This window comes from Streptomyces pseudovenezuelae (assembly GCF_029892565.1).
GTDB classification, from domain to species: domain Bacteria; phylum Actinomycetota; class Actinomycetes; order Streptomycetales; family Streptomycetaceae; genus Streptomyces; species Streptomyces pseudovenezuelae_A.
This window is the reverse complement of the sequence record NZ_JARXVH010000003.1, coordinates 284,291-310,428: the sequence shown is the minus strand read 5'-3', so window position 1 is coordinate 310,428 and position 26,138 is coordinate 284,291. Positions and strand designations below refer to the sequence as shown.

At 69.9% G+C, this 26,138-nt stretch carries 20 protein-coding genes; 11 read left to right on the top strand and 9 right to left on the bottom strand.

Annotation, left to right across the window (positions count from 1 at the left end; genetic code table 11):
- Positions 1–152 precede the first annotated feature (152 nt).
- Positions 153–1,454: an FG-GAP repeat domain-containing protein gene (locus M2283_RS10375; RefSeq protein WP_280875841.1), complete on the bottom strand. Its 1,302-nt coding sequence runs from the start codon at positions 1,452–1,454 to the stop codon at positions 153–155.
- A gap of 116 nt (positions 1,455–1,570) precedes the next feature.
- On the opposite strand from M2283_RS10375, the gene M2283_RS10370 reads away from it, so the two are divergent.
- Complete coding sequence (locus M2283_RS10370) at positions 1,571–2,008, top strand: VOC family protein (protein WP_432423046.1); 438 nt, start codon at positions 1,571–1,573, stop codon at positions 2,006–2,008.
- 53 nt (positions 2,009–2,061) lie between these two features.
- Positions 2,062–2,388: an antibiotic biosynthesis monooxygenase family protein gene (locus tag M2283_RS10365; RefSeq protein ID WP_280875840.1), complete on the top strand. Its 327-nt coding sequence runs from the start codon at positions 2,062–2,064 to the stop codon at positions 2,386–2,388.
- An 85-nt stretch (positions 2,389–2,473) separates the two neighbouring features.
- Here M2283_RS10365 and M2283_RS10360 read toward each other — a convergent pair whose 3' ends face one another.
- The gene (locus tag M2283_RS10360) at positions 2,474–4,756 is read right to left on the bottom strand and encodes a (Fe-S)-binding protein (protein ID WP_280875839.1); all 2,283 of its coding nucleotides are present in this window, start codon (positions 4,754–4,756) and stop codon (positions 2,474–2,476) included.
- Positions 4,757–4,984: 228 nt separating this feature from the next.
- Here M2283_RS10360 and M2283_RS10355 point away from each other — a divergent pair, with 228 nt between their 5' ends.
- From M2283_RS10355 to M2283_RS10335, 5 genes are all read left to right on the top strand, one after another.
- Positions 4,985–6,004, top strand: a complete 1,020-nt coding sequence (locus M2283_RS10355; protein WP_280875838.1) for an MraY family glycosyltransferase — start codon at positions 4,985–4,987, stop codon at positions 6,002–6,004.
- Between the two features lie 94 nt (positions 6,005–6,098).
- Positions 6,099–7,946, top strand: a complete 1,848-nt coding sequence (dnaK, locus tag M2283_RS10350; protein ID WP_280875837.1) for a molecular chaperone DnaK — start codon at positions 6,099–6,101, stop codon at positions 7,944–7,946.
- Positions 7,943–8,596 (top strand): nucleotide exchange factor GrpE, encoded by a 654-nt coding sequence (gene grpE / locus M2283_RS10345; RefSeq protein WP_280875836.1) that lies wholly within the window; start codon positions 7,943–7,945, stop codon positions 8,594–8,596. The genes dnaK and grpE overlap by 4 nt, the downstream gene beginning before the upstream one ends.
- A gap of 33 nt (positions 8,597–8,629) precedes the next feature.
- Entirely contained in the window at positions 8,630–9,820 is a 1,191-nt protein-coding gene (gene dnaJ, locus M2283_RS10340) for a molecular chaperone DnaJ (RefSeq protein WP_280875835.1), read from the top strand.
- A 5-nt stretch (positions 9,821–9,825) separates the two neighbouring features.
- Positions 9,826–10,272: a heat shock protein transcriptional repressor HspR gene (locus M2283_RS10335; protein ID WP_280875834.1), complete on the top strand. Its 447-nt coding sequence runs from the start codon at positions 9,826–9,828 to the stop codon at positions 10,270–10,272.
- Between the two features lie 106 nt (positions 10,273–10,378).
- On the opposite strand, the gene M2283_RS10330 is transcribed toward M2283_RS10335, so the two are convergent.
- Together M2283_RS10330 and M2283_RS10325 are read right to left on the bottom strand one after the other, a co-directional pair.
- Positions 10,379–12,346 carry a PA14 domain-containing protein gene (locus M2283_RS10330; protein WP_280875833.1) on the bottom strand — a complete coding sequence of 656 codons (1,968 nt, stop codon included), beginning with the start codon at positions 12,344–12,346 and terminating at the stop codon, positions 10,379–10,381.
- Positions 12,347–12,351: 5 nt separating this feature from the next.
- Positions 12,352–14,382: a PA14 domain-containing protein gene (locus tag M2283_RS10325; RefSeq protein WP_280875832.1), complete on the bottom strand. Its 2,031-nt coding sequence runs from the start codon at positions 14,380–14,382 to the stop codon at positions 12,352–12,354.
- A 295-nt stretch (positions 14,383–14,677) separates the two neighbouring features.
- Between M2283_RS10325 and M2283_RS10320 the strand changes: the two genes are divergently transcribed.
- The gene (locus M2283_RS10320) at positions 14,678–15,793 is read left to right on the top strand and encodes a sugar ABC transporter substrate-binding protein (protein ID WP_280875831.1); all 1,116 of its coding nucleotides are present in this window, start codon (positions 14,678–14,680) and stop codon (positions 15,791–15,793) included.
- A 67-nt stretch (positions 15,794–15,860) separates the two neighbouring features.
- Here the strand turns inward: M2283_RS10320 and M2283_RS10315 are convergent, their stop codons facing one another.
- From M2283_RS10315 to M2283_RS10305, 3 genes are read right to left on the bottom strand one after another with little or no spacing between them, the layout of a single operon-like run.
- Positions 15,861–16,703: a transglutaminase family protein gene (locus M2283_RS10315; protein ID WP_280875830.1), complete on the bottom strand. Its 843-nt coding sequence runs from the start codon at positions 16,701–16,703 to the stop codon at positions 15,861–15,863.
- Position 16,704: 1 nt separating this feature from the next.
- A complete protein-coding gene (locus M2283_RS10310; RefSeq protein WP_280875829.1) occupies positions 16,705–17,637 on the bottom strand; it encodes an alpha-E domain-containing protein in 933 nt (310 codons plus the stop codon).
- Positions 17,634–19,178: a circularly permuted type 2 ATP-grasp protein gene (locus M2283_RS10305; protein ID WP_280875828.1), complete on the bottom strand. Its 1,545-nt coding sequence runs from the start codon at positions 19,176–19,178 to the stop codon at positions 17,634–17,636. The genes M2283_RS10310 and M2283_RS10305 overlap by 4 nt, the downstream gene beginning before the upstream one ends.
- A 299-nt stretch (positions 19,179–19,477) precedes the next feature.
- On the opposite strand from M2283_RS10305, the gene M2283_RS10300 reads away from it, so the two are divergent.
- A complete protein-coding gene (locus M2283_RS10300) occupies positions 19,478–20,515 on the top strand; it encodes a helix-turn-helix transcriptional regulator (protein ID WP_280875827.1) in 1,038 nt (345 codons plus the stop codon).
- Here M2283_RS10300 and M2283_RS10295 read toward each other — a convergent pair.
- A complete protein-coding gene (locus M2283_RS10295; RefSeq protein WP_280875826.1) occupies positions 20,478–21,455 on the bottom strand; it encodes a helix-turn-helix transcriptional regulator in 978 nt (325 codons plus the stop codon). The two genes, M2283_RS10300 and M2283_RS10295, sit on opposite strands and share 38 nt — an antisense overlap.
- A gap of 39 nt (positions 21,456–21,494) precedes the next feature.
- A complete protein-coding gene (locus tag M2283_RS10290; protein WP_280876249.1) occupies positions 21,495–22,439 on the bottom strand; it encodes a helix-turn-helix transcriptional regulator in 945 nt (314 codons plus the stop codon).
- 406 nt (positions 22,440–22,845) lie between these two features.
- Here M2283_RS10290 and M2283_RS10285 point away from each other — a divergent pair, with 406 nt between their 5' ends.
- The gene (locus M2283_RS10285; RefSeq protein ID WP_123998759.1) at positions 22,846–23,181 is read left to right on the top strand and encodes a hypothetical protein; all 336 of its coding nucleotides are present in this window, start codon (positions 22,846–22,848) and stop codon (positions 23,179–23,181) included.
- Between the two features lie 335 nt (positions 23,182–23,516).
- Complete coding sequence (gene clpB, locus M2283_RS10280) at positions 23,517–26,114, top strand: ATP-dependent chaperone ClpB (protein WP_280875825.1); 2,598 nt, start codon at positions 23,517–23,519, stop codon at positions 26,112–26,114.
- Positions 26,115–26,138 lie beyond the last annotated feature (24 nt).

Below are 26,138 nucleotides of genomic sequence, written 5' to 3'. Positions count from 1 at the left end.
ACTCCGGGGAGGTGCCGGGTCCGCGCAGGTGGGGCGCGGGCGCCGGCGATCAGGAGACCGGCGCGGAAGGGTAAGGGTTGTACGTGAGTTCGGTTATTTTGGCCACGCGAGTGCGGCCTGCGGTGCGTGTGCCGCCCGAGCCGCTCGATGCGTCAGGGAACGAGGAACGCCGACGTCGAGAAGGTGACGACCGGCCGCGCCGCGACCAGCCCGTCGCCCTTCACCCCGGGATAGACCGCCACGGTGTCCTTCGTCTCGCTGCGATACGTCCGCACCGCCAGGTCGGCGCGTCCGTCGCCGTCGAAGTCGGCGGCCGTGAGGAGGCGGGTGGTGCCGTGGACGGGCGGCTGGACGGTGACCATGCCGGCCGTGGACAGGCCCGTCGTACGGCCCTTGAAGACGCGCAGGCGCGAGCCGCTGGAGACGAGTTCGCTGAGGCCGTCGCCGTCGAAGTCGGCGGCGTCGAGGACGGAGCCGGGGGAGGCGAGGGCGGCGCGAGTGGCCGTCGGCAGGTCGTAGCGCAGGGCCGTCTCCCCCATCGCGCCGACCGCCGCGTCCAGATCCCTGCCCTTGCCGAAGCGGCCGAGGGACACGTCGATGCCCGCCGGCAGGACGACGCCGGTCTCGGCCGGGCCGTCCGGTCCGCCGAGGACGACCGCGGACTTGCCGGTGCCTTGGGCGGTACGGACCACCAGGTCGTCGTATCCGTCGCGGTTCACGTCGGCGGCGGGACCGGTGGGTACCTCGCCCGGCGAGGGGAGCGGAGCGCCGGCCTTCTTGGGGGCGCCCTTGCGCGTGAACGGGCCGCGCAGATAGGTCAGTCGGCCGCCGGAGGCGTGCAGGACCAGGTCCTTGCTGCCGTCCCCGTCGAAGTCGCCGCACACCGGCTGGTCGGCCCAGTCGTTGCCGAAGCGGGCGGCGGGCGGGACCACGAGGTGGACGCCGCGGGTCGCCAGACCTGCGGGGGAGCCGAAGAGAAGCTGCAACGGGACCGGCGGCTGCCCCTGCCCGTCGTAGGGCGGGTCGGTGGAGACGACGAGGTCGGTGAAGCCGTCGCCGTCCAGGTCGCAGCTCTCCTCCGCGTCGAAAACGGCGGGGAGTTGACCCTTGGTCGCCGCCGCCCGCGTCTTCGGACTGAGCAACTGCCGTGCGCCGGGCGTGAGTCCACGCGCGCTGCCGTAGGCGACGCCGATACCGGGGTCGTCCGCGTGCGCCTGGTCCTTCACCAAGTCGTTGAGTACGAGGTCGCGATGGCCGTCACCGTTGAAGTCGTCGGGCGTCTTACTGCCCTTGCCGCGCGGGATCGGGAGCTTGGCGGGGGCGTTGGCGATGGATACGGGGGTGTGGGTGGCGGATCCGGCGCCCGAGTCGGTGCCCGGGCCGCACGCGGCGAGTACCAGGACGAGGCCACCGACCGCCGACGCCGTACCCGCCCAGCTTCTTCGCACGCGCACCGTTCACCTCGTCAGCCCCGTCGACAACGCCCGAGTAATGATGCATGCGTTCGACACGCGGGGACACCCCTGGGCAGGGCGGCACTTTCGGGCCCGGCCCGCGCCACAGTGGACGCATGAGCGGACGTATGAACGCAAACGGAAAGCACACTCTGGCGGGCGCCCGGGTGGCGACCAGGCTGCCGGCCCAGGATCTGGAACGGGCCCGGCGCTTCTACTCCGAGGTGCTCGGGCTCGACCCCGTCGACGAACGGCCCGGTGGGCTGCTGTACCGGAGCGAGGGCGCGGACTTCGTGCTGTTCCGGTCGGCGGGCGCCTCCTCCGGCATCTTCACGCAGATGGCGTTCGAGGTCGACGACATCGAGGCGGTGGTGGCCGAACTGCGCGGCCGGGGCGTGGTGTTCGAGGAGGTCGACCTGCCCGGGTTCCGGACCGAGGGCGGGATCGCCGACATCGAGGGGAACTATCCGAGCAAGGGGGCGCGGGGCGAACGCGGCGCCTGGTTCCGGGACAGCGAGGGAAACCTGCTGGGTGTCGGGCAGTTGGTGTTCTGACCGTGGGTGGGGCCCTGGGTGGGTCGCGGACGCCGGTGCGTCAGGATGGATCCATGAGCGTAGTCAAGATCAACGTACTGACCGTGCCCGCCGAGCAGCGCGAGGTGCTGGAGCAGCGGTTCGCCGCGCGGGGCGGGGCCGTGGCGGACTCCGACGGCTTCGAGTGGTTCGAGCTGCTGCGGCCGGTCGAGGGCACGGACACCTACCTCGTCTACTCGCGGTGGCGGGACGAGGAGTCGTTCCAGGCGTGGCGGGACGGTTCGGCGAAGGCCGCCCACCAGGGCGGCGGCGAGGGCGGCGAGCGGCCGAAGCCCGCGGCCACCGGTTCGGAGCTGTGGTCCTTCGAGGTGGCGCAGCAGGTGGGGCCGAAGGACGCCTGACGGATACGACGACGCCCCATGCCGGCGAAGGCATGGGGCGTCTTGACGACCGTGGAAGCGCGCTCTCGGGGAGGCGCTTCGGGCGCTACTTCACCGGCTCCGGCTCCGGCGCGTCCGCCGTCTCCTCGTCACCCGCCGGGTCGACCGGCGTCCTGACGGAGTCCAGGAGGAGTTGGGCCACGTCGACGACCTGGATGGACTCCTTGGCGGAGCCGTCGTTCTTCTTGCCGTTCACGGAGTCCGTGAGCATGACGAGGCAGAACGGGCAGGCCGTCGAGACGATGTCGGGGTTGAGGGAGAGAGCCTCGTCGACGCGCTCGTTGTTGATGCGCTTGCCGATCCGCTCCTCCATCCACATCCGCGCACCACCGGCGCCGCAGCAGAAGCCGCGTTCCTTGTGGCGGTGCATCTCCTCGTTGCGCAGGCCCGGGACGCTGGCGATGATCTCGCGCGGGGGCGTGTAGATCTTGTTGTGGCGGCCCAGGTAGCAGGGGTCGTGGTAGGTGATGATGCCCTCGACCGGAGTCACCGGGATCAACTTGCCCTCGTCCACCAGGTGTTGGAGCAGCTGGGTATGGTGGATGACCTCGTAGTCGCCGCCGAGCTGCGGGTACTCGTTGCCGATGGTGTTGAGGCAGTGCGGGCAGGTCGCGACGATCTTCTTGGCGGACTTCGGTTTCGCCGACTCGGCGACCACCTTGCCGTCGTCGTCCAGCTCCTCGCCGAACGCCATGTTCAGCGCCATGACGTTCTCCATGCCGAGCTCCTGGAACAGGGGCTCGTTGCCGAGGCGGCGGGCGGAGTCACCGGTGCACTTCTCGTCGCCGCCCATGATCGCGAACTTCACGCCCGCGATGTGGAGGAGTTCCGCGAAGGCCTTCGTCGTCTTCTTGGCGCGGTCTTCCAGCGCACCCGCGCAGCCGACCCAGTACAGGTACTCGACCTCGGTGAGGTCCTCGATGTCCTGGCCGACGACCGGCACCTCGAAGTCGACTTCCTTCGTCCACTCCAGGCGCTGCTTCTTGGCGAGCCCCCAGGGGTTGCCCTTCTTCTCCAGGTTCTTGAGCATCGTGCCCGCCTCGGACGGGAACGCGCTCTCGATCATCACCTGGTAGCGCCGCATGTCGACGATGTGGTCGACGTGCTCGATGTCCACCGGGCACTGCTCGACGCAGGCGCCGCAGGTGGTGCAGGACCACAGGACGTCGGGGTCGATGACGCCGTTCTCTTCGGCCGTGCCGATCAGCGGGCGCTCGGCCTCCGCGAGAGCCGCCGCGGGGACGTCCTTCAACTGCTCCTCGGACGCCTTCTCCTCGCCCTCCATGGACTTGCCGCCACCCGCGAGCAGGTAGGGCGCCTTGGCGTGCGCGTGGTCGCGCAGCGACATGATCAGGAGCTTCGGGGAGAGCGGCTTGCCCGTGTTCCAGGCCGGGCACTGCGACTGGCAGCGACCGCACTCGGTGCACGTGGAGAAGTCCAGCAGGCCCTTCCAGGAGAACTGCTCGACCTGCGATACGCCGAACACGTCGTCGTCGCCCGGGTCGGTGAAGTCGATCGGCTTGCCGCCGGAGGTCATCGGCAGCAGCGCGCCCAGGGACGTCTCACCGGTCGCGTTGCGCTTGAACCAGATGTTCGGGAAGGCCAGGAAGCGGTGCCAGGCGACACCCATGTCGGTCTTCAGGGCGACCGTGATCATCCAGATGAAGGAGGTCGCGATCTTCACGCCGGCGAAGAGGTAGGTGAGGTTCTGGAGCGTGGAGACGTCCAGGTGCTCAAGACCCGACACCACCGGGTACGAGATGAAGAAGGACGCCTCGTACGCGTCGACGTGGTGCTGGGCTCCCTCAAGGGCGTGCAGCATGAAGATGCAGACGCCGACGATGAGGATGACGGCCTCGACGAAGTACGCCTGGCCGAAGTTGGAGCCGGCGAAGCGGGACTTGCGACCGGGCTTGTTCGGCTTGCTCAGCTGGCGGATCACGATCAGGGCGAGGATGCCGAGCACGGTCATCGTGCCGATGAACTCGACGAAGACGTTGTACGGCGCCCACTCGCCGATGACCGGCAGCAGCCAGTCGGCCTGGAAGAGCTGGCCGATGGCGTTGACGATCGTCAGCAGCAGCGAGAAGAAGCCCACCGCCACGAACCAGTGCGCGACACCGACGATGCCCCAGCGGTTCATCCGGGTGTGGCCGAGGAACTCCTTGGCCACGGTGACGGTCCGCTGGACCGGCTCGTCGGTGCGGGTGCCCGCGGGCACGTCCTGGCCGAGTCGCATGAAGGTGTAGATCTGCAGGACGGCGCGGGCGAACAGCGCCACACCGACCACGATCAGAACCAGCGACACGATGATCGCGGCGAGTTGCATTTCAGGGCTCCTCGGGCCTGCGAGGGGGTCTCCGAGCGGGATCGGAGGACATTACTAAGCGGTAACTTATGGAGTCCGTCTGAGACTACCCCCATCATCGGTCGCACTGTAGCCGGGCGTGCGGTGATCTGTATCGCTGAGGGTTGCCTAAAGGGGACCCCAGGCATCCGTGACAATCTGACCGTGTTATTCGTACCAAATTGGTACATTCGCGCCTACTTTAGATCCGTGCTCTACGGGATCGTCGCCGCCACCACCGCCCTGCTCCTCGCCGCCGTCCTTACCGCGCTGCTGCGGACGCCCGCCCTGCGCCTCGGGATCCTCGACCGACGGCGACAGCGCCCGGTGCCACTGTCCGGCGGGCCGGCGCTCGCGCTCACCACCTGTCTGGTGGCCGCCGCGGGGGACTGGACGGGCGCCGCACCCCTCGGCGCAGGCGTCGGCGAACTGCTCGTCGCGGGCGCCGCCGTCGCCGCGCTCGGGCTCGTCGCCGACGTACGGCGGGTCAAGGCGCGCGTGCTGGTCGCCGGTACGGCGGTGGCGGCGGCCTGTGTGGTGCCGTACGCGGAGACCGGAGTGGTCGGCGGGGTGCTGGCGGTGGGCTGGATCGTGTTCGTCGCCGTCGGGTTCTGGGCGCTGGACCACGCCGACGCGCTCGCGGGGACCGTCGGGGTCGTCACCGCCTTCGGGGTCGGCGCGTGTGTCGCGGCCGAGGTGATGGACGGGCTCGCGGTGCTGCTGAGCGTGCTGGCCGCCGCGCTGACCGGGTTCCTGATGCACAACTGGCATCCCGCGCGCGTGGCGCTCGGTGCGAGCGGGTCGCTGTTCACCGGGTTCGTGCTCGCCGCCGCGGCCGTGGTGGCCCGGACCGGGCACGGGCTCGCCTCCAGCGCGGGGGTGCTGTTCGCGCTCACCGCCGTGGCGAGCGCCGACGTCGTCCTCGTACTGATGTCGCGCCGATTTGCCGGACGGCCGTTGCTGCGCGGCGGGCCCGACCATCTCGCGCACCGGCTGCGGCGGCTCGGGCTTACCCCGCAGGGCGCCATCCTGCTGCTCGGGCTCGGTGCGTTCTCCTCGGTGCTCGTCGGAGTCCTCGTGCACCTGGGATGGGTCGCGGAGTCCGGGGTGTTCTGGGTGGGGGCGGTCGCGCTGGTGGCCGTGTTCGCGCTGCTGCGGGTCTCTGTGTACGGTGCCAGGCGGCCCCCGTCCACGCAGGTCGGAGGCCGGTTGCGCGTAAGGAACGGATAAGAGTTGAGCCCCGGTGACTCAGGTCTGTTGACCGAGCGGCCGGCTTCATGCACACTTGAGTCCGTTCCACTCAAGTCAGCTGGAGGAAACCACCATGGCACGTGCGGTCGGCATCGACCTGGGCACGACTAACTCCGTCGTCAGCGTTCTGGAGGGCGGCGAGCCCACCGTCATCACCAACGCCGAGGGTGCCAGGACCACGCCGTCCGTCGTCGCCTTCGCGAAGAACGGCGAGGTGCTGGTCGGCGAGGTCGCCAAGCGTCAGGCGGTCACGAACGTCGACAGGACCATCCGCTCCGTGAAGCGCCACATGGGCACGGACTGGAAGATCGAGCTCGACGGGAAGCAGTTCAACCCGCAGCAGATGAGCGCCTTCATCCTGCAGAAGCTCAAGCGTGACGCCGAGTCCTACCTGGGCGAGAAGGTGACCGACGCGGTCATCACCGTCCCGGCGTACTTCAACGACTCCGAGCGCCAGGCGACGAAGGAAGCCGGCGAGATCGCCGGTCTCAACGTCCTGCGCATCGTCAACGAGCCCACCGCGGCGGCGCTGGCGTACGGCCTCGACAAGGACGACCAGACGATCCTCGTCTTCGACCTCGGCGGCGGCACCTTCGACGTGTCCCTGCTGGAGATCGGCGACGGCGTCGTCGAGGTGAAGGCCACCAACGGCGACAACCACCTCGGTGGTGACGACTGGGACCAGCGCGTCGTCGACTACCTGGTCAAGCAGTTCGCGTCCGGCCACGGTGTGGACCTGGGCAAGGACAAGATGGCCCTGCAGCGTCTGCGTGAGGCTGCCGAGAAGGCCAAGATCGAGCTGTCCAGCTCCACCGAGACCTCGATCAACCTGCCCTACATCACGGCGTCCGCCGAGGGCCCGCTGCACCTGGACGAGAAGCTCACCCGCGCCCAGTTCCAGCAGCTGACGGCCGACCTGCTGGAGCGCTGCAAGACGCCGTTCCACAACGTCATCAAGGACGCCGGCATCTCCATCAACGAGATCGACCACGTCGTCCTCGTCGGTGGCTCCACCCGTATGCCCGCCGTGGCCGAGATCGTCCGCGAGCTCACCGGTGGCAAGGACGCCAACAAGGGCGTCAACCCGGACGAGGTCGTCGCCATCGGCGCCGCCCTGCAGGCCGGTGTCCTCAAGGGTGAGGTCAAGGACGTCCTGCTCCTGGACGTGACCCCGCTGTCCCTCGGCATCGAGACCAAGGGAGGGATCATGACCAAGCTCATCGAGCGCAACACCACGATCCCGACCAAGCGTTCCGAGATCTTCACGACGGCCGAGGACAACCAGCCGTCGGTGCAGATCCAGGTCTACCAGGGCGAGCGCGAGATCGCGGCGTACAACAAGAAGCTCGGGATGTTCGAGCTGACCGGTCTGCCGCCGGCCCCGCGTGGCGTCCCGCAGATCGAGGTCGCCTTCGACATCGACGCCAACGGCATCATGCACGTGACCGCGAAGGACCTGGGCACGGGCAAGGAGCAGAAGATGACCGTCACCGGCGGCTCCTCGCTGCCGAAGGACGAGGTCGACCGGATGCGCCAGGAGGCCGAGAAGTACGCGGAGGAGGACCACGCCCGCCGCGAGGCCGCCGAGACCCGCAACCAGGGCGAGCAGCTCGTCTACCAGACCGAGAAGTTCCTCAAGGACAACGAGGACAAGGTCCCGGGCGACATCAAGACCGAGGTCGAGGCCTCTCTTGAGGAGCTGAAGGCCGCGCTCAAGGGCGAGGACACCGCCGAGATCCGCACCTCCACCGAGAAGGTCGCGGCCGTCTCGCAGAAGCTGGGCCAGGCCATGTACGCCGACGCCCAGGGTGCCCAGGCCACCGGTGGCGCGTCCGACGCCGCCGATGACGCCCCGAAGGCCGACGACGACGTCGTGGACGCGGAGATCGTGGACGACGAGCGCAAGGACGGTGCCGCGTGACGGAGGAGACCCCGGGCTTCGACGAGAAGCCCGACGTCCCCTCCGGCGCCACCCCCGAAGACGCCGAGCCGAAGGCCGCCTCCCCCTCCACGGGGGAGGGGGCGGCCCCGGCCGGGGACGCAAGTCTGCAGATCGCCGGTCTGACGGCCCAGCTGGACCAGGTGCGCAAGGCGCTCGAGGAGCGCACCGCGGACCTCCAGCGGCTGCAGGCCGAATTCCAGAACTACCGCCGCCGCGTGGAGCGGGACCGGATCACGGTCAAGGAGATCGCCGTGGCGAACCTCCTGTCCGAACTCCTGCCCGTGCTCGACGACATCGGCCGCGCGCGGGAACACGGCGAGTTCGTCGGCGGTTTCAAGTCCGTCGGTGAGTCGCTGGAGACCGTCGCGGCGAAGATGGGACTGCAGCAGTTCGGCAAGGAGGGCGAGCCCTTCGACCCGACCATCCACGAGGCCCTGATGCACTCGTACGCGCCGGACGTCACCGAGACGACCTGCGTGGCGATCCTGCAGCCCGGGTATCGCTTCGGCGAGCGCACCATCCGCCCCGCGCGGGTGGCGGTCGCCGAGCCCCAGCCGGGTGCGCAGCCCGTCAAGGCCGAGGACGCCGAGGCCGAGGACGAGAAGGACAACGGCCCTGAGGAGGGCTGACGTAGAGACCGTACGGAAGGAGGGACGTCGAGGATGAGCACCAAGGACTTCATCGAGAAGGACTACTACAAGGTCCTCGGCGTCCCCAAGGACGCCACCGAGGCCGAGATCAAGAAGGCGTACCGGAAGCTCGCCCGCGAGTTCCACCCGGACGCCAACAAGGGCAACGCCAAGGCGGAGGAGCGCTTCAAGGAGATCTCCGAGGCGAACGACATCCTCGGTGATCCCAAGAAGCGCAAGGAGTACGACGAGGCCCGCGCGCTCTTCGGCAACGGCGGCTACCGCCCGGGGCCCGGCGGCGCGGGCGGCGGCAACTTCAACTTCGACCTCGGTGACCTCTTCGGTGGCGGCGGCCCCCAGGGCGGCGGCGGCCAGGGCGCCGGCGGTTTCGGCGGCGGCCTCGGAGACGTCTTCGGGGGCCTGTTCAACCGCGGCGGCGCGGGCACGACCCGTACCCAGCCCCGGCGCGGCCAGGACATCGACACCGAGGTCAGCCTCAGCTTCACCGAGGCGATCGAGGGAGCGACGGTCCCGCTGCGCATGTCCTCGCAGGCCCCCTGCAAGGCCTGTTCGGGCACCGGCGACGCGAACGGCAACCCTCGGGTCTGCCCGACCTGCGTCGGCACCGGCCAGGTCGCCCGGGGTTCGGGCGGCGGCTTCTCGCTCACCGACCCCTGCCCCGACTGCAAGGGCCGCGGCCTGATCGCCGAGACCCCCTGCGAGGTCTGCAAGGGCAGCGGCCGGGCCAAGTCCTCCAGGACCATGCAGGTCCGTATCCCCGCCGGAGTGGCGGACAGCCAGCGGATCCGACTGCGCGGCAAGGGCGCACCGGGCGAGCGCGGCGGTCCGGCCGGCGACCTGTACGTGACCGTGCACGTCGACGCCCACCCGGTCTTCGGCCGCAAGGACGACAACCTCACGGTGACCGTCCCGGTGACGTTCTCCGAGGCGGCACTCGGCGGCGAGGTCAGGGTCCCGACCCTGGGCGGACCGCCGGTCACCCTGAAGCTGCCGCCGGGCACACCCAACGGCCGCACCATGCGGGCCCGCGGCAAGGGCGCGGTCCGCAAGGACGGCACCCGCGGGGACCTGCTGGTCACCGTCGAGGTGAGTGTCCCGAAGGACGTGACGGGGAAGGCTCGTGACGCACTGGAGGCGTACCGAGAGGCGACCGCGGGCGAGGACCCGCGGGCGGAGCTGTTCCAGGCCGCGAAGGGAGCTTGACAGAGATGGACGGCCGTCGACGTAACCCTTATGAACTGACCGAGGAGACCCCGGTCTACGTCATCTCGGTGGCGGCCCAGCTCTCCGGCCTGCACCCGCAGACGCTGCGCCAGTACGACCGCCTCGGCCTGGTCTCCCCGGACCGCACGGCCGGGCGGGGGCGCCGTTACTCGGCCCGTGACATCGAACTGCTGCGTACCGTCCAGCAGTTGTCGCAGGACGAGGGCATCAACCTGGCCGGCATCAAGCGCATCATCGAGCTGGAGAACCAGGTCGCCGCGCTCCAACAGCGCGTCGCCGAGCTCCAGTCGGCGGTCGAGGGCGCGGCGGCGGCGATGCAGCAGCGCGAGGCCGCGGTGCACGCCTCGTACCGCCGCGATCTGGTGCCGTACCAAGAAGTGCAGCAGACCAGTGCGTTGGTGGTGTGGCGGCCCAAGCGGCAGCCCGAGTAGTCGTCGCGACGCGCTTCGCGGACATGGCGGAACGGAAGAGGGGCCCGGAGATTTCTCCGGGCCCCTCTCGCATGCCGGTCGTGTCCCCATCCCGCTCGGATCGTGCTCAGGGCTCCAGGATCGCCCAGTCCGCCCCGGGCGCCGACTCCGTGCCGTCGGCGTACAGCGCGGTCACCCAGTAGTGGTGGGTGGTGCCGCGGGCGGCGGTGGTGTCGTCGTAGGAGCGGTCCGTGGTGGTCGCCAGCTTCTCGTACGCCCCGGTGGCCGGGTTCCAGCGGTAGACCTGGTAGCCCGTCGCCGAGTCGGCCGTGTTCCACTCCAGGCCGACGCCCGAGTCGGTCGCGGTCGCCGTCAGGCCGATCGGCGAGCCCTCCGGGGTCGCCACCGACGGGGTCAGATCCAGCTCGTCGACCGGGACGGCGTACACGGGACCCGACGACCACCTGGTGGAGTTGCCCGTGGTGTCGACCGCGGCCACGAAGTAGCAGCGCTGCTGGCCGTCGGGCAGGGTCACGTCCGTGTAGCGCGAGGTGGACGGGGACAGCCACGCCCACTCCGACATGGAGCAGACCTGTTCGTCGCCCTCCTCGCCGAGCACCAGGCCCCGGTAGACGGTGTACCGGGCCAGGTCGGGCTCGGTGTTGTCGGCCCAGTCCAGCTCGATGCCGTACTCCGTGGCCGTCGCGGTCAGCCCGGTCACCGGGGCCGGCGCCTTGTCCGAGGCGAGCGTGGTGACGGTGACCGTCGCCGAGGGGAGGGAGACGGCGGCCACCTGGTCCTGCGTCGTCACCGCGTAGTGGTACGTGGTGTTCTCGTCCGCCGAGTAGTCGCCGCAGCTGTAGCGCCGTGACCCGTCGGCGCGTTCGGTGTACGTCGTGGTGCAGGTGACTGGCGTGCCGGACGTGTCCACCGGCAGGGTCGTCGAGCGGTACACGTGGAAGGTGTAGACCCAGGCGTCCTCCGGCCTGACCGTCCAGGACAGCAGTGCGGCCCCGATGTCCGCCGTCGCCGTGAGGTCGCGCGGCGCGGCGGGCGGCCGGTGCGCGCTCACGGGGTCGGTGTACGGAGAGAGATGACCGGAGCCGTCCACCGCGGCGACCTTGTAGGCGTACGTGGAGATCCGGTCGAGCGTGTCGTCGCTGAAGTGGTTCCAGTTGACGTCGGTGACCTGGTCGGCGCCGCCCCGGTTCGTGCGCACCACGCGGTACTTCACCGCGCCCGGCACCGCCCGCCAGGACAGCTCGGCCGTGGTGTCCGTGACCGACGAGGCGAGGCCGAACGGCGCGGTCAGCGTGATGCTGGTGACCAACTGGTCGGCGGTACCGGCCGATTCGTTGCCCGCCTTGTCGTACGCGCGCACCTCGTAGTAGTAGACGGCGCCGGTCGCGGGCGGGGTGTCGGTGTACGAGGTCGCGGTCGTGGAGGTGAGCCGCGTCCAACTGGTGCTGCCCCGCAGCCGCCGGTAGACCCGGTAGCCCGCGAGATCCATCTCGACGTTCTTGCCCCAGCTCAGCTTCGCCTTGTTGCCCGCCGTGTCGTACGACACCAGCGTGTCCCTCGGCGTGAGGGGCCTGACCTTGTCGACGGTGGCCGAAGTGCGGGGCGTGTACGTCAACTTGACCTTGGCGGCGCCGGTCCAGTTCACGTAGTCGAGCCGCAGAGTGTGCTTGCCCTTGGGGACGGCCACGTTGACGGTCTTGCTCACGGCCTTGGACGTGTTCTTCCACAGGTCGATCTTGCGGACGCCGTCGACGTACACCCGTATCCCGTCGAGCCCGGAGGCGACGAGGGCGAAGGGCCCGCCCGAACCGAAGTCCCGGGTCACGCTCCAGCGGACGCCGAAGTTGTCCTTGGGGAGGCCGGCGGCGGGGGCGCCGCTCCAGCTCTCGTCGATCGCGCTGTCGCAGTCCGTCTTCTTCGGGGTGCCCTTGAAGGTGGTGTTCGCGAAGAACTGCCGTTTGTAGACCGGGGAGTTGCAGCTGGTGGCGGCCGATGCGGAGGGCGCGGCCACGGTGGTGAGGAGACCGGCCGTGGTGGTCAGCACCACGGCCGTCGCCTGAAGGACTGTCTTCATCGGGGTCACGCTCCGCTCGGCAGGGACACGGCGGAGTCCACGTTGCTGAAGGTCTCCGAGCCGTCGGGGGCGACGACCGAGAGCAGGTAGTAGACGGTCGTGCCGCGGGGCAGGGTCCCGTCGACATAGCTGGTGGCGGTGGGCGCCAGCGGTACGTCGGTCACGCGGACGTAGGTGCCGCTCGCGCGGTCCCAGCGGTACACGTTGATGCCGGCGGCCTCCGTGGCGACCGAGTCGGCGCAGTCGATGTACATGCCGCCCGCGTCGCCACGGGTCGTGTACGCGGTCACGGAGCAGGGCGCGGTGTCCTCGGGGGCGGTCGTCGGCCGGAGGTCCTGCTCGGTGACGGTGACCGAGGCGACGGGGCTGTCCCAGTAGGCGCCGGTGAACTCGGCGTAGTTGCCGTAGATGTCGGCCGGGACGACGACGTAGGTCTTCTCCTCGCCGTCCGCGACCTCCGGGCCGACGACGAACTCCGAGGTGCCGGCGGGTACTTCGCCCAGGAAGTCCGGCGTGCAGCACGACCGGTACTCGTAGACCTCGTAGTGGGCCAGGTCCGTCGCCGGACTGTCGTCCCAGTCCAACCTGACGCCGTACTCCAGGGGCTGCGCGGTCAGGCCGGTCACCGGCGGCGGGGCTTTCTCGTCGCCGGGGCGGGTGACGGTCATGTCGGCGGAGCCGGTGGACCAGCGCCCCGCGGTGTTCTTCCGGGTCATCACGTAGTGGTACGTGGCGCCCTGGTCGCCGTCGTAGTCGACGCAGCTGCGGACCTTGTTGCCGGCCGCGTCCGTGGTGACCTTGCGGCTGCGGCAGTCGGTGAGGTTGTCGTAGGTGGTCGCCACCGGGGAGGTCGTCGAGCGGTAGACCTCGTAGTCGGCGGTGTCGCCGCCCGGCGCCTCGGTCCAGGTGAACACCGCGCCGTAGCCGGGCACGGTCGCCGTCACGTTCTGCGGCGGGAGGATGGACCGGGTGGAGCGGACGACGTTCGAGTCCCGCCCGTTCTTCGCCGCGTCCAGCGCCTTGACCTTGTAGTCGTAGGCGGAGCCGTAGCTCGCGCCGGTGTCGACGTAGCCGGTGCCGGTCGTCTCGGCGATCTGGGTGTACGAGGTCGCGTCGTCGTACTTGCGGTAGACCCGGTAGAGCACGGCGTCGGCGGCGGCCGTCCAGGAGAGGTTGTTGGAGGCCTCCACGGCGGTGGCGGTGAGGACCGGAGCGGCGGGGGCGGTCCGGTCCAGCGTGGTGATCGGCTGGTCGGCGGTGCCGGTCGACTCGTTGCCCGTCCTGTCGTAGGCGCGGGCCTCGTAGTAGTACGACTGTCCGGTGGGCGGCGGGGAGTCCCCGGCCGTGCGCTTGGTGGCCGCGGTCGTGGCCACCTTGGTCCAGGTGCCGGAGCCCTTCGGCCGGCGGTAGACGCGGTAGCCGGCGAGGTCCATCTCCTTGCCCGCGGACCAGGCGAGTTCGGTGTACGCCGACTCCCCGTCGGGGATGTAGTCCGCCGAGAAGCCCGTCGGGGCCAGCGGCTTCACCTTGTCGACGGTCGCCGAAGTGCGGGGCGTGTAGCCGACCTTGACCTTCGCGGCGCCGGTCCAGTTCACGTAGTCGATCCGCAGGGTGTGCTTGCCCTTGGGGATCGTCACGTTCACGGTCTTGGTGCGCGAACCGGTGGTGTTGGACCACAGGTTGATCTTGCGGCTGTTGTCCACGTAGACGCGGATGCCGTCGGTCGCGGTGGCGGTGAGGGCGAAGGGGCCGCCCGAGCCGAAGTCGCGGGTGACGGTCCAGCGGGCGGCGAAGTCGTCCTTGGGGAGGCCGGCGGCGGGGGCGCCGGTCCAGCTCTCGTCGATGACGCTGTCGCAGGCGGTCTTCTTCGGGGTGCCCTTGAAGGTGGTGTTCGTGAACAACTGCCGTTTGTAGACCGGCGAGGCGCAGGTCGTCGCGGCGGAGGCGGGGGCGGCGGACACGGTGAGCAGAGTGGTCGCCGTGGTCAGCGCGACGGCAGCCGCGGCCGCGGCGGTCGTGCGTCTGGCTGGGTTCATTCGGTCCTCTGAGCGAAAGCGGAACGGAGGTTTAGGCGTTCGTGATCACGACTCGCGAGGAATCGGCTTGGTTGTACGGATCTTTGCCCCCTGTTTGTGGAGTTCCGCATGGAGGGCTTGCGGAGTATGTCGGGAGGTGGTTGCACGAGTGCTTCACATGCACAACAGAGCGTGGTGTTGCCCACTCGTTAAGTGGTTCCGCTTGACGGCCGGGGGCGCGCACGCGTTGTCTTTTCAGACAACTGGGTCGCGCAGCTGCGGCCGTGTTCGGAAGGCAGCAGAAGTGAGCTCCCCAATGCGTCCCACGCGTCGAATAGCCATCTCCGTGGCAGCGTCCACGATGACCGTCTCGCTCGCCGCCTGCGGTGTGCTGAACGCGTCGTCGGACAGCAGCTCGGCCACCCCGACCAAGGGTGACGACGTGACCATCGGCCTGCTCCTGCCGGAGACGGCCAACACCCGCTACGAGGACTTCGACTACCCCATCATCAAGGAGAAGGTCGCCACCCTCACGAACAAGCGGGGCAAGGTCGACTACGCCAACGCCGACCAGGACGTGAACAAGCAGGCGACCCAGATGCAGCAGATGATCGACAACAAGGTCGACATCATCCTGCTGGACGCGGTCGACTCGCACGCGATCGCCGGCGAGGTGAAGAAGGCCAAGGAGGCCGGCATCCCGGTCATCGCCTACGACCGGCTCGCCGAGGGGCCCATCGACGCGTACATCTCCTTCGACAACGAACTGGTCGGCGAGGTCCAGGGCCGTTCCCTGCTGGACGCGTTGGGGTCGGACGCCAGCACCGCCGACAAGATCGTCATGATGAACGGCTCGCCCACCGACCCGAACGCCAAGCAGTTCAAGGCGGGCGCGCTGTCCGAGCTCAACGGCAAGGTGACGATCGCCAAGTCCTACGACACCAAGGACTGGAAGCCGGAGAACGCCCAGGCCAACATGGCCGCCGCGATCGAGGAGATCGGCAAGGGCGACATCGCCGCCATCTACTCCGCCAACGACGGCATGGCCGGCGGCATCGTCAAGGCCCTCGACGCCGCCGGGGTGACCAACCCGCCCCCGATCACCGGCCAGGACGCCGAACTCGCCGCCGTGCAGCGGATCGTGGCCGGCGAGCAGTACATGAGCGTCTACAAGTCCTACCCGCAGGAGGCCGAGGCCGCCGCGCAGATGGCCGTGGCCAAGGTGCAGGGCCACGACATCCAGTTCGACGCCCTCACCCAGGACAACGTCGACAGCCCCACGAACAAGGACATCCCGGCCCAGCTCGTCACGGTGACCGCGCTGACGAAGAAGAACATCAAGTCGACGGTCATCGCGGACGGCATCTACAAGACCTCCGACATCTGCACCACGAAGTACACGGCGGACTGCCAGGCGATCGGCCTCAAGTAGGCACGGCGGCCCAGGCGTTCGGGCGAGGCGGGCGGCACCCCGGGGGAGGGGGTGCCGCCCGTTCGTCTCACGCCACCCGCGTGAACTCCACCAGTACGTCCGGCGGGCCGCCCGCCACCCCCCGGTAGATGCCCTTGTGCGGGGTGACGTCGTCGTAGTCGCGGCCTCGGGCCACGACCACGTGGGTCTCGTCGGCGGGGGTGCGGTTGGTGGGGTCGTAGCCGCACCAGTCGCCGGCCCAGTACTCGATCCAGGCGTGGCTCTGGCCGACGACGGGGCGGTGGAGTTCGGCGTCGCGTTCGGGGTGGAGGTAGCCGGAGACGTAGCGGGCCGGGAGGCCGACGCCGCGGAGCATGGCGAGGGTGAGGTGGGTGATGTCCTGGCAGACGCCGGCGCCCTGTTCCCAGGCCTCGGCGGGGGAGGTGTTCACGCTCGTCGCGCCGGGGAGGTAGGAGACCTGGTCGGCGACCAGGGACGAGACCGCGAGGGCCGTCGCGTGCGGGTCGAGGCCGGCCGCCGCCTCCCGCGCCTTGTCCAGGAGCGTTGTCGGGATCGTCGTACGGATGGTCGGGCCCGCGTACTCCAACAGGCGGGAGCCCGCCGTGTGTTCGGCCAGTTCCGGCCAGTCGGGCGGTTCGGGGAGCGGGCTCGGTGGGGACGTCTCCACCAGGCTGGACGCGGTGATCGTGAGGTCCGCGTGCGGGTCCATCAGGTCGAAGCCGGTGACCTGCGTGCCCCAGTAGTCCCAGTACGACCAGGTCGCGGCGGCCGGGCTGACGGTGACCCGGGCGTCCAGGGTGGTCTGTCCTGGGAGCGTCAGCGGGGTCATGCGGACCTCGTTGTGCGAGGACGCGGCAGGCTGGGCGTACGCGACGCGCGTGACGTGCCGGATGCGGAGGCGGCGAGCCATGTCAGGCTCCTTCCTGGGCCCACTCGACGGGCCCCTGGTACGGGAAGAAGCGCTCCGCCACCGCGTCGGCGGACGCCATGCAGGACTGCTGCAGGTCCCGGAGCAGGAGGGGGAGTTGGTCCTCCAGCGCGTTGGTGTCGAGGTATTCGAGGCGGGTGCGCAGCCGGCCGATCGGGCGGCGCGCGGGGTCCTGGCGGGGGCGGCCGAGCGCGCTGAGGCACTCCTCCGCCGTGGTCAGCGCGTGCAGCGCCGAACGCGGGAAGTCCCGGTCCAGGAGCAGGAATTCGGCCACCCGCGGGGTGTCGCCGAAACCGCCGTACACGCGCGCGTACGCCTCGTCGGCACCCGAAGCGCTCAGCAGCGTCGGCCAGTCGGGCGCGTGCGCCGCGTCCAGCACACGTACCGCCAGCAGCCGTACGGTCATGTCGACCCGTTCCAGACTCCGGCCGAGCACCACGAACCGCCAGCTGTCGTCCCGGCTCATGGTGGAGTCGGCGAGGCCGAAGAAGAGGGCCGCGCGGCGGCGGACCAGTTCCAGATAGGCGTAGGGGCCCGTACGGCGGGCCGCGAGACGTTGGTCGGCCAGGGCGTGCCAGGTGGAGTTGAGGCACTCCCACATCTCCGAGGAGACGGCTTCCCGGGCGCTTCTGGCATTGAGCCGGGCGGCGCCGAGCGCGCCCTCGATGGAGCAGGTCGAGCGGGCGTCGAAGGCGAGCTGGTCGAGCACCTTCTGCATGTCCACGCGCGTGCCGCCCGCGTCGACGCCGAGGATCGCGTACAGCGACCGGCAGGCCACGTCCTCGTCGCGCCAGGGGTCCTCCAGCATGCGGTGCAGATACGCGTCGAGGATGCGGCCCGTGGCGTCCGCCCGCTCGACGTACCGGCCGGTCCAGGTCAGGGCCTCGGCTATCCGGGACAGGATCACGTCGTTCACTGCTGCTGCGCCCCTTCCGATACGACGGTGGGGTTGCCGTCGGGTCCGTGCTGACGTGGGGCGACCGCCGGGAGCGTGCCCTCGAAGGCGGGCGCCGGCGGCTCGGCCGGGCCCTCCGCGAGCACCCAGGTGTCCTTGGAGCCGCCGCCCTGGCTGGAGTTGACGATCAGGTTGCCCTCCTGGAGCGCGACGCGGGTCAGGCCGCCGGGCAGCACCCACACGTCGCTGCCGTCGTTCACGGCGAACGGGCGCAGGTCGATGTGGCGCGGTGCCATGCGCTCGCCGGCGAGGGTGGGGGAGGTGGACAGCGCGACGGGCCGCTGCGCGATGAACCCGCGCGGGTCGGCGGCGACGGCTTTGCGGGTGCGTTCGAGGGTGTCCGCGTCGGCCTTCGGCCCGATGACGATGCCCTGGCCGCCGGCGCCGTCGACCGGCTTGATCACCAGCTGGTCGATCTGGTCGAGGACCGCCTCCAACTGCCCTGGTTCGTCTGGTCGGTAGGACTCGACGTTGGGGAGAATCGGTTCCTCTGAGAGGTAGTAGCGGATCAGGTCGGGGACGTAGGTGTAGAGCAGTTTGTCGTCGGCGATCCCGTTGCCGACCGCGTTCGCGAGTGTGACGTTGCCCGCCATGGCCGCGCCCATGATGCCGGGGCAGCCGATCACCGAGTCGGGGCGGCAGTGCAGCGGGTCGAGGAAGTCGTCGTCCAGGCGCCGGTATACGACGTGCACGGGCACCTCGCCGCGGGTGGTGCGCATCCAGACGCGGTTGCCGCGGCAGACCAGGTCGTGGCCCTCCACCAGCTGCACGCCCATCAGCCGGGCGAGCAGGGCGTGTTCGAAGTAGGCGGCGTTGCTGGGCCCCGGGGTGAGCACCACGACCCGCGGGTCCACCACCCCCTCGGGGGCGGCGGCGCGCAGGGCGGCCAACAGGCGCTGGGCGTACCCGTCGACGGGCACGACGTGCTGCTCGGCGAAGAGGGACGGGAAGACCCGGGTCATCGCCCGGCGGTTCTCGATGACGTACGAGACCCCGCTGGGCACCCGCACGTTGTCCTCCAGGACCCGGAAGGCGCCCTCCTCGTCCCGGACGAGGTCGATGCCGGCGACGTGGATGCGCACCCCGCCCGGTGGCTCGACGCCGTGCGCGGCGCGGTGGAAGTGCGGGGAGTGGAGCAGCAGGCGCCAGGGCACCACGCCGTCCTCGAAGGCCCGGCAGGGCCCGTAGGCGTCGGCGAGATAGGCCTCCAGGGCTCTGACCCGTTGGCTCACCCCGCGTTGTATGAGATCCCATTCGAGGGCGTCGAGGATCCTCGGCACCAGATCCAGCGGCCAGGGCCGCTCCTCGCCCGCGAAGGCGTAGGTCACACCCCGGTCGGTGAACGCCCGGGCCATCTGGTCGGCCCGGAAGCGCAATTCACTCGGCTCGATCGGTTGAAGTGCCGCCAGCACCGGCTCGTAGGCGGCCCTGACCTCACCCGGTCGCTCAAACATCTCGTCCCACGCGTCGGCCAACGCGTACGCGTCAAATATGTCCGCCATGAGGGGACGTTAAGGGCGGTACGTAACACAACGATCACTCCGGCATTTCCGGGAGCGCACGCCCGGCGCGGTTCCGGGGGCGCGCACGGCGCCCACCACCCGGCGGAAGCAGACGTTCCGCGCACCCCCAGGTTCCTGCACAGCGCCATCAGCTTGTTGCAACTCGACGGAAGGAGGCCTGTATATACCCGGGCATACCGGCGTTTTTCCTGTGCCTGGGCCGATCGAGCCGTGTTGCGGAGCCCGTGCGGGCCGCGCATAGTTGCGCTGCGATAGACGGCAGAACCGGGGGTTGGGCGATGGCCGGGCACGGGACGGCGGAGCATCCGCACGGTGCCGACCGCTTGTGCGAGGCCGGGGACCGCGTGTACTCCCGGGCCGTACGACGGGGTCGCGTGCCGCGCCCCGACGCGGAGTCGGTGCCGTGCCTGCTGGAGCTGGCCCTGCTGCACCCGGACCCCGACGACATGGACTGGCTGGTGCCGACCTCCCCGCAGGAGGTCATGACCCGGCTGCTGCGCGGGGTCTACGACGAGGTCAGCGGGAGCCAGCGACGGGTGGGCTCCGCGGTGGCCGCCTTCGAGTGGTACGCCGGTCTCGGGCCGCCGGTGCCGACGGGCGCCGGCGAGGGCGCCGCGATCCGGGTCCTGGACGGTCTCTCCCGCATCCAGGCCGCGATGGACGAGGCGACCGAGGCGTGCACCACGGAGGTCCTGACGGTCCAGCCCGGCGGCATCCGGCCCGAGCACGAGCTGACCGAGGGACTGCACCGGGCGCTCGCCCTGCGCGGCCGGGGCGTACGCATGCGCGACCTGTACACGCACGTCGCCCGGCACGGCCAGGGCCTGCTCAACTACCTGGAGCTGATGGGCGACACGGTGGAGGCGCGGACCCTGGACGAGGTGATCGACCGCCTCATCCTCTTCGACCGCACGGTCGCCTTCATCCCCGCCAACGCGGACCGCACCCTCGCCCTTGAGCTGCGCCACCCGGCGCTGGTCGGCTACCTGGGCACGGTCTTCGATCGCCTCTGGCGCCTCGCGATCCCGCTGACCGCGGCCCTCCCCGACACCGGCATCGAGGGCATCTCGCACCGCGAGCAGTCCATCGCGGCGCTGCTCGCCGAGGGCCACCAGGACGCCGTCATCGCCGAGCGGCTCGGCATAAGCGTCCGCACCTGCCGGGCCCACATCGCGCGCCTCTCCGAGACGCTGGGCGCGGCCAGCCGGGCCCAGCTCGGCGTGCGGATAGCGCAGGTGGGGCTCGACAACCCGCGTCAGCCCGCCGACATCGGCTCGCTCACCCTTCCCGGTCAAGAATCCCCGACCGCCCGATGAGATAGCCCAGCTGCGCCCGGCTCTCGCTGCCCAGCGTCGCCGCGAGCTTGGCGATGTGCACGCGCGCGGTACGCACGTTCAGCCCCAGGCGCTCCGCGATGACGGCGTCGGTGTGGCCCTCGACGAGGAGGGCGGCGATGGCGTGCTGGCGGGGAGTTATGCCGTTGAGGGTGGCGGGCGGGACCGTCTCGGGGTACATCGGGGCGGCCATGTGCCACAGGCGGTCGAAGGTGATGGCGAAGTAGTCGATCAGGACCGGGTGGCGCACTTCGAGGGCGAGCGTGCGGTCCGCGTTGGCCGGGATGAAGGCCACCGTGCGGTCGACCACGACGAGGCGCTCGGTGACCTGGTCCAGGGTCCGTGCCTCGGCGTCGCCGTCCAGCTGCTCGTAGCGGGCCGTCACGGCCGGCGAGTGGCGCTGGGTGTGCTGGTAGAGGGTGCGGATACGGCCGCCGCGGTCGAGCAGGGCCTGGTCGCGCCCCAGGCTCCTGGCCAGGCGCGAGGCGGGGTTGCGGCCGTTGTAGGGCTGGATGGCCAGGAGCTCGCGGGAGGCGTCGGCCATGGCCGCGGCGATGGCCTCGTTGATCCGGTCGAGTCCGCCGATGAGGCCGATGGCCGGCGGGTCCGTCGGGGCCGTGCGCTGCCCGTCGATGCGCATGAGCGGCTCGAACGTCTCGGCCAGCCGTTGCTCGCGCCGGCGTTCGTCGGCGATGCGGTCCGCCGAGGCGCTCAGCCTGCGGTGCAGGGCGAGGGCCGGGGCGACGGGCTCCAGACGGTCGGGGTCCGCGGGGGCGGGGCTCAGCAGGCCGAAGTCGACGAGACAGGGGGCCGCCCGCACGTCCGCGCCGCTGACGTGCCCGGCACGCAGCGCTCGGCCGTACAGCTCCAGGCCCTCCTCGCACAGTTCCTCCGGACCGTGCCGGTGTGGCTGTGTCGTCACGTGTGTCCTACTTCTTCCTGCGGTTTCTGCTTCTGCGGGTCAGGGCTCCTGCTTCAGGATCCCCGACTGGGCTATGAGGAACCCGAGCTGCGCGCGACTGCCGCTGCCCAGAGCCGTCGCGAGCTTGGCGATGTGGGCACGGCAGGTGCGGACGTTCATGCCCAGGCGCCGGGCGATCGCCTCGTCGACGTGGCCCTCGATGAGGAGCTTGGCGATCGAGTGCTGGATCTCGGTGATGCCGTCGGGGGCGGTCTCGTAGGGTGCGCCGGCGCTCAGCGGGACCGCGCGGTTCCACATGAACTCGAAGACCTTGATCAGGTAGCGGACGAGCCCCGGATGCCTGAGTTCGAGGGCGATCTCCCCGTCGTCGCGGGTCGGGATGAAGGCCACGGTCTCGTCGCAGATGATCAGCCGCTCGACGAGTTCGTCGATCGTCCGGTACTCGACCTTGCCCTCGGTGAACTGGGCGACGTAGGCCAGTGTCTCGGGGCTGTAGCGGGCCGGGTGCTGGTAGAGGGTGCGGATGCGGCAGCCGCGTTCGATCAGCGGCCGGTCGCGGTTCAGGCCCTGGGCGAGGGTGTGCTCAAGCCGGCGACGGCTCGGCTGCACGGTCAGCATCTCCGTCTGGCACTGGGCGGTGGCCAGATCGAGTGCCGCGTTGATCCGGTCCAGGCCCTCCAGCACCGTGATGGAGTGCGTGGTCGCCGTGGACTGGGCGCTGAGGGTCATGAACGGCTCGAAAGCGTCGGCGAGTTCGATCGACATCCGCCGGCGCTGGGTGATCTCGCTCTCGATCGGGTTGAGCCGCTGGGCGAGGGCAATCGAAGGAGGTACGGGACGCAGCCAGGTCGGGTCGTCAGGATCGGGATGAAGGAGGGCGAACTCCATCAAACAGGGTGCGGGTTCCACATCCGTACGGGCGACGCGTCCCGTCCGGAGAGCGTTCCCGTAGAGGCGACGCCCTTCCGCGCACAGGTCGGTCAGCCCGTGAGGATGTGTCCGCTTAGTCTCATTTATTGTCAAATCTCCACCCCCCAGGGTCCTGAACGTGCAGGAACATGATGCATCGATTGTGTGGCCATGACGTGCCGGAATGGGCCATCGTCGTATTCGGACGGGGGAGAGGTGACCTTCAAATGAGGACGAAGCCGACTATGCATAAGAGAATGCTTCGCTCGGCGCTAGTCGCCGCCTTCTCCGCCGTTGTGGCTTTCGGGGCTCTGAGTGGCTTTGCGGGGACCGACAGTGCTACGGCGGGCGACAGTACCTGGCGCACGACCACTGTGACTGCCGTCGGCGTCGGCGACAGCACCTGGGTCGTCACGGCGTCCGACGCACCGGATGACAGCACCTGGGTCGCTCCGAGCGACAGCACGTGGGTCGCCGAGTCATGACCACTCCACCCGACGACCGCTCCTTCCGTCGCGAAATGGCCACGGCCTACCGCTCCGGCTGGCACTTCATCGATCTGGTCACCGCGATCCCCCACCCCGGGGACTCGCTGATGGTGACCGTCTTCGGAGAGCCGGTCGTCGTGACGCGGGACGAGGACGAGGACGTACGGGCCTATCGGTGTCTGCGGCGGCCTCGGGGGGCGCCGCAGCCTGTTCGATGTGCGATTCGGTACGGAATGATCTTTGTGAACCTTGATCAGCGAGACCATCGGCTGGTGGAACCGGAAGCCCCCAACCTACGGACCATCTCAGCCACCCCCCGCAGTGCCTGACGCGATTCCCCCGTCGTAACAGATCGCGCAGGTGCTTCCCCCCGCAGCGGCGTCACCGTGACCTGAACACGGTGACGCCGCTGCAGTTTTGCCTGGAATCTCCGGGTGTCGGAGCAATCGTCCGGCGATCATCAGTGGCCGGAAATGACCAACGCCCAAGTGCCCCCGTCTGTGCGGGGGCGTTTTTTGTGTCGCGATCGCCTTGAGCGGAATAGACTCAACTTTGTGCACGCTGACTGAGTCAGCATGGGAGACTTCCCGGGACCCCGCACAGACTTCCCAGGACCCCCGCACAGACCTGTCAAGACCGCTGACGCCAGGAGGAGAGCGCGAACGTGGACGCAGAGCTGACCAACCGGAGCCGGGACGCGATCAACGCGGCCAGCAACCGGGCCGTGACCGAGGCGCATTCCGACCTCACCCCTGCCCACCTGCTCCTCGCTCTGCTCCAGGGGCAGGAGAACGAGAACATCACCGACCTGCTCGCCGCCGTCGACGCCGATCAGGCCGCCGTCCGGGCCGGCGCGGAGAAGGTGCTCGGCTCGCTGCCCAGCGTGACCGGTTCCACCGTCGCGCCGCCGCAGCCCAACCGGGAGCTGCTCGCGGTCATCGCGGACGCGGCCGAGCGGGCCAAGGAGCTCGGTGACGAGTACCTGTCAACCGAGCACCTGCTCATCGGGATCGCCGCGAAGGGCGGCGCGGCCGGTGACGTACTGTCCGGGCAGGGGGCCACCGCGAAAAAGCTGCAGGAGGCCTTCCAGAAGGCGAGGGGAGGGCGCCGGGTGACCACGGCTGACCCGGAGGGCCAGTACAAGGCGCTGGAGAAGTTCGGGACGGACTTCACCGCGGCCGCGCGGGAGGGGAAGCTCGACCCCGTCATCGGCCGCGACCAGGAGATCCGACGGGTCGTGCAGGTGCTGTCCCGGCGGACCAAGAACAACCCCGTGCTGATCGGCGAGCCCGGCGTCGGCAAGACCGCCGTCGTCGAGGGCCTCGCCCAGCGGATCGTCAAGGGCGATGTGCCCGAGTCCCTCAAGAACAAGCGGCTGGTCGCCCTCGACCTGGGCGCGATGGTCGCGGGCGCCAAGTACCGCGGCGAGTTCGAGGAGCGGCTCAAGACGGTCCTGGCGGAGATCAAGGACTCCGACGGGCAGATCATCACGTTCATCGACGAACTGCACACCGTCGTGGGCGCCGGCGCGGGCGGGGACTCCGCCATGGACGCCGGCAACATGCTGAAGCCGATGCTCGCGCGCGGAGAGCTGCGCATGGTCGGCGCGACGACGCTGGACGAGTACCGCGAGCGCATCGAGAAGGACCCGGCGCTGGAGCGCCGCTTCCAGCAGGTCCTGGTGGCGGAGCCCTCGGTCGAGGACACGATCGCGATCCTGCGCGGGCTCAAGGGCCGCTACGAGGCCCACCACAAGGTCCAGATCGCGGACAGCGCGCTGGTCGCCGCCGCCACCCTCTCCGACCGCTACATCACCTCCCGCTTCCTGCCCGACAAGGCCATCGACCTGGTCGACGAGGCGGCTTCCCGCCTGCGCATGGAGATCGACTCCTCGCCCGTCGAGATCGACGAACTCCAGCGTGTGGTCGACCGGTTGAAGATGGAGGAGCTGGCGCTGGAGAAGGAGACCGACCCGGCCTCCCGCGAGCGCCTGGAGAAGCTGCGCCGCGACCTCGCCGACAAGGAGGAGGAGCTGCGCGGCCTGACCGCGCGCTGGGAGAAGGAGAAGCAGTCCCTCAACCGCGTCGGTGAACTCAAGGAGAAGCTCGACGAGTTGCGCGGCCAGGCCGAACGGGCCCAGCGCGACGGCGACTTCGACACCGCGTCCAAGCTGCTCTACGGCGAGATCCCCACCCTGGAGCGGGACTTGGAGGCCGCCTCGGAGGCCGAGGTGGAGGCCTCCCGGGACACCATGGTCAAGGACGAGGTCGGCTCCGACGACATCGCGGACGTCGTCGCCGCCTGGACCGGCATCCCGGCCGGACGCCTCATGGAGGGCGAGACGCAGAAGCTGCTGCGCATGGAGGACGAGCTGGGCAAGCGCCTGATCGGCCAGCGGGAGGCCGTGCAGGCGGTGTCCGACGCGGTACGGCGCACCCGGGCCGGCATCGCCGACCCCGACCGCCCCACCGGCTCGTTCCTCTTCCTCGGCCCCACCGGCGTCGGCAAGACCGAACTCGCCAAAGCCCTCGCCGACTTCCTCTTCGACGACGAGCGGGCCATGGTCCGCATCGACATGTCCGAGTACGGCGAGAAGCACAGCGTGGCCCGCCTGGTCGGCGCCCCGCCCGGCTACGTCGGCTACGAGGAGGGCGGCCAGCTCACGGAGGCGGTCCGCAGGCGCCCGTACTCCGTCGTCCTGCTCGACGAGGTCGAGAAGGCGCACCCCGAGGTCTTCGACATCCTCCTCCAGGTGCTGGACGACGGCCGCCTCACCGACGGCCAGGGCCGCACGGTCGACTTCCGCAACGTCATCCTGGTCCTCACCTCGAACCTGGGCAGCCAGTTCCTGGTCGACCCGCTGACCAGTGAGCAGGAGAAGAAGGACCAGGTCATGGACGTGGTCCGGGCCTCCTTCAAGCCGGAGTTCCTCAACCGCCTGGACGACCTGGTCGTCTTCTCGGCCCTCGCCAAGGACGAGCTGGCCCGCATCGCCCGCCTCCAGATCGACCGCCTCGCCAAGCGCCTGGCGGAACGCCGCCTCATCCTGGAGGTCAGCGAGGACGCCCTGACCTGGCTCGCGGAAGAGGGCAACGACCCGGCCTACGGCGCCCGCCCCCTGCGCCGCCTCGTCCAGACCGCCATCGGCGACCGCCTCGCCAAGGAGATCCTCTCCGGCGAGATCAAGGACGGCGACACGGTACGGGTGGACACGTTCGGGGAGGGGCTGATCGTGGGGCGGGCGACCGGTAAGACGCTGTGACTTTCACGCCCTGACCAGGGGGTG

Bases quoted from the DNA above. Each gene is read 5' to 3' on its own strand.
- M2283_RS10315 (WP_280875830.1), bottom strand. From the start codon at position 16,703: ATGGCTCGCCGCCTCCGCATCCGGCACGTCACGCGCGTCGCGTACGCC.
- dnaJ (WP_280875835.1), top strand. From the start codon at position 8,630: ATGAGCACCAAGGACTTCATCGAGAAGGACTACTACAAGGTCCTCGGC.
- M2283_RS10305 (WP_280875828.1), bottom strand. From the start codon at position 19,178: ATGGCGGACATATTTGACGCGTACGCGTTGGCCGACGCGTGGGACGAG.
- M2283_RS10300 (WP_280875827.1), top strand. From the start codon at position 19,478: ATGGCCGGGCACGGGACGGCGGAGCATCCGCACGGTGCCGACCGCTTG.
- M2283_RS10330 (WP_280875833.1), bottom strand. From the start codon at position 12,346: ATGAAGACAGTCCTTCAGGCGACGGCCGTGGTGCTGACCACCACGGCC.
- dnaK (WP_280875837.1), top strand. From the start codon at position 6,099: ATGGCACGTGCGGTCGGCATCGACCTGGGCACGACTAACTCCGTCGTC.
- M2283_RS10325 (WP_280875832.1), bottom strand. From the start codon at position 14,382: ATGAACCCAGCCAGACGCACGACCGCCGCGGCCGCGGCTGCCGTCGCG.
- M2283_RS10365 (WP_280875840.1), top strand. From the start codon at position 2,062: ATGAGCGTAGTCAAGATCAACGTACTGACCGTGCCCGCCGAGCAGCGC.
- M2283_RS10370 (WP_432423046.1), top strand. From the start codon at position 1,571: ATGAGCGGACGTATGAACGCAAACGGAAAGCACACTCTGGCGGGCGCC.
- M2283_RS10360 (WP_280875839.1), bottom strand. From the start codon at position 4,756: ATGCAACTCGCCGCGATCATCGTGTCGCTGGTTCTGATCGTGGTCGGT.
- M2283_RS10285 (WP_123998759.1), top strand. From the start codon at position 22,846: ATGACCACTCCACCCGACGACCGCTCCTTCCGTCGCGAAATGGCCACG.
- M2283_RS10335 (WP_280875834.1), top strand. From the start codon at position 9,826: ATGGACGGCCGTCGACGTAACCCTTATGAACTGACCGAGGAGACCCCG.
- M2283_RS10320 (WP_280875831.1), top strand. From the start codon at position 14,678: ATGCGTCCCACGCGTCGAATAGCCATCTCCGTGGCAGCGTCCACGATG.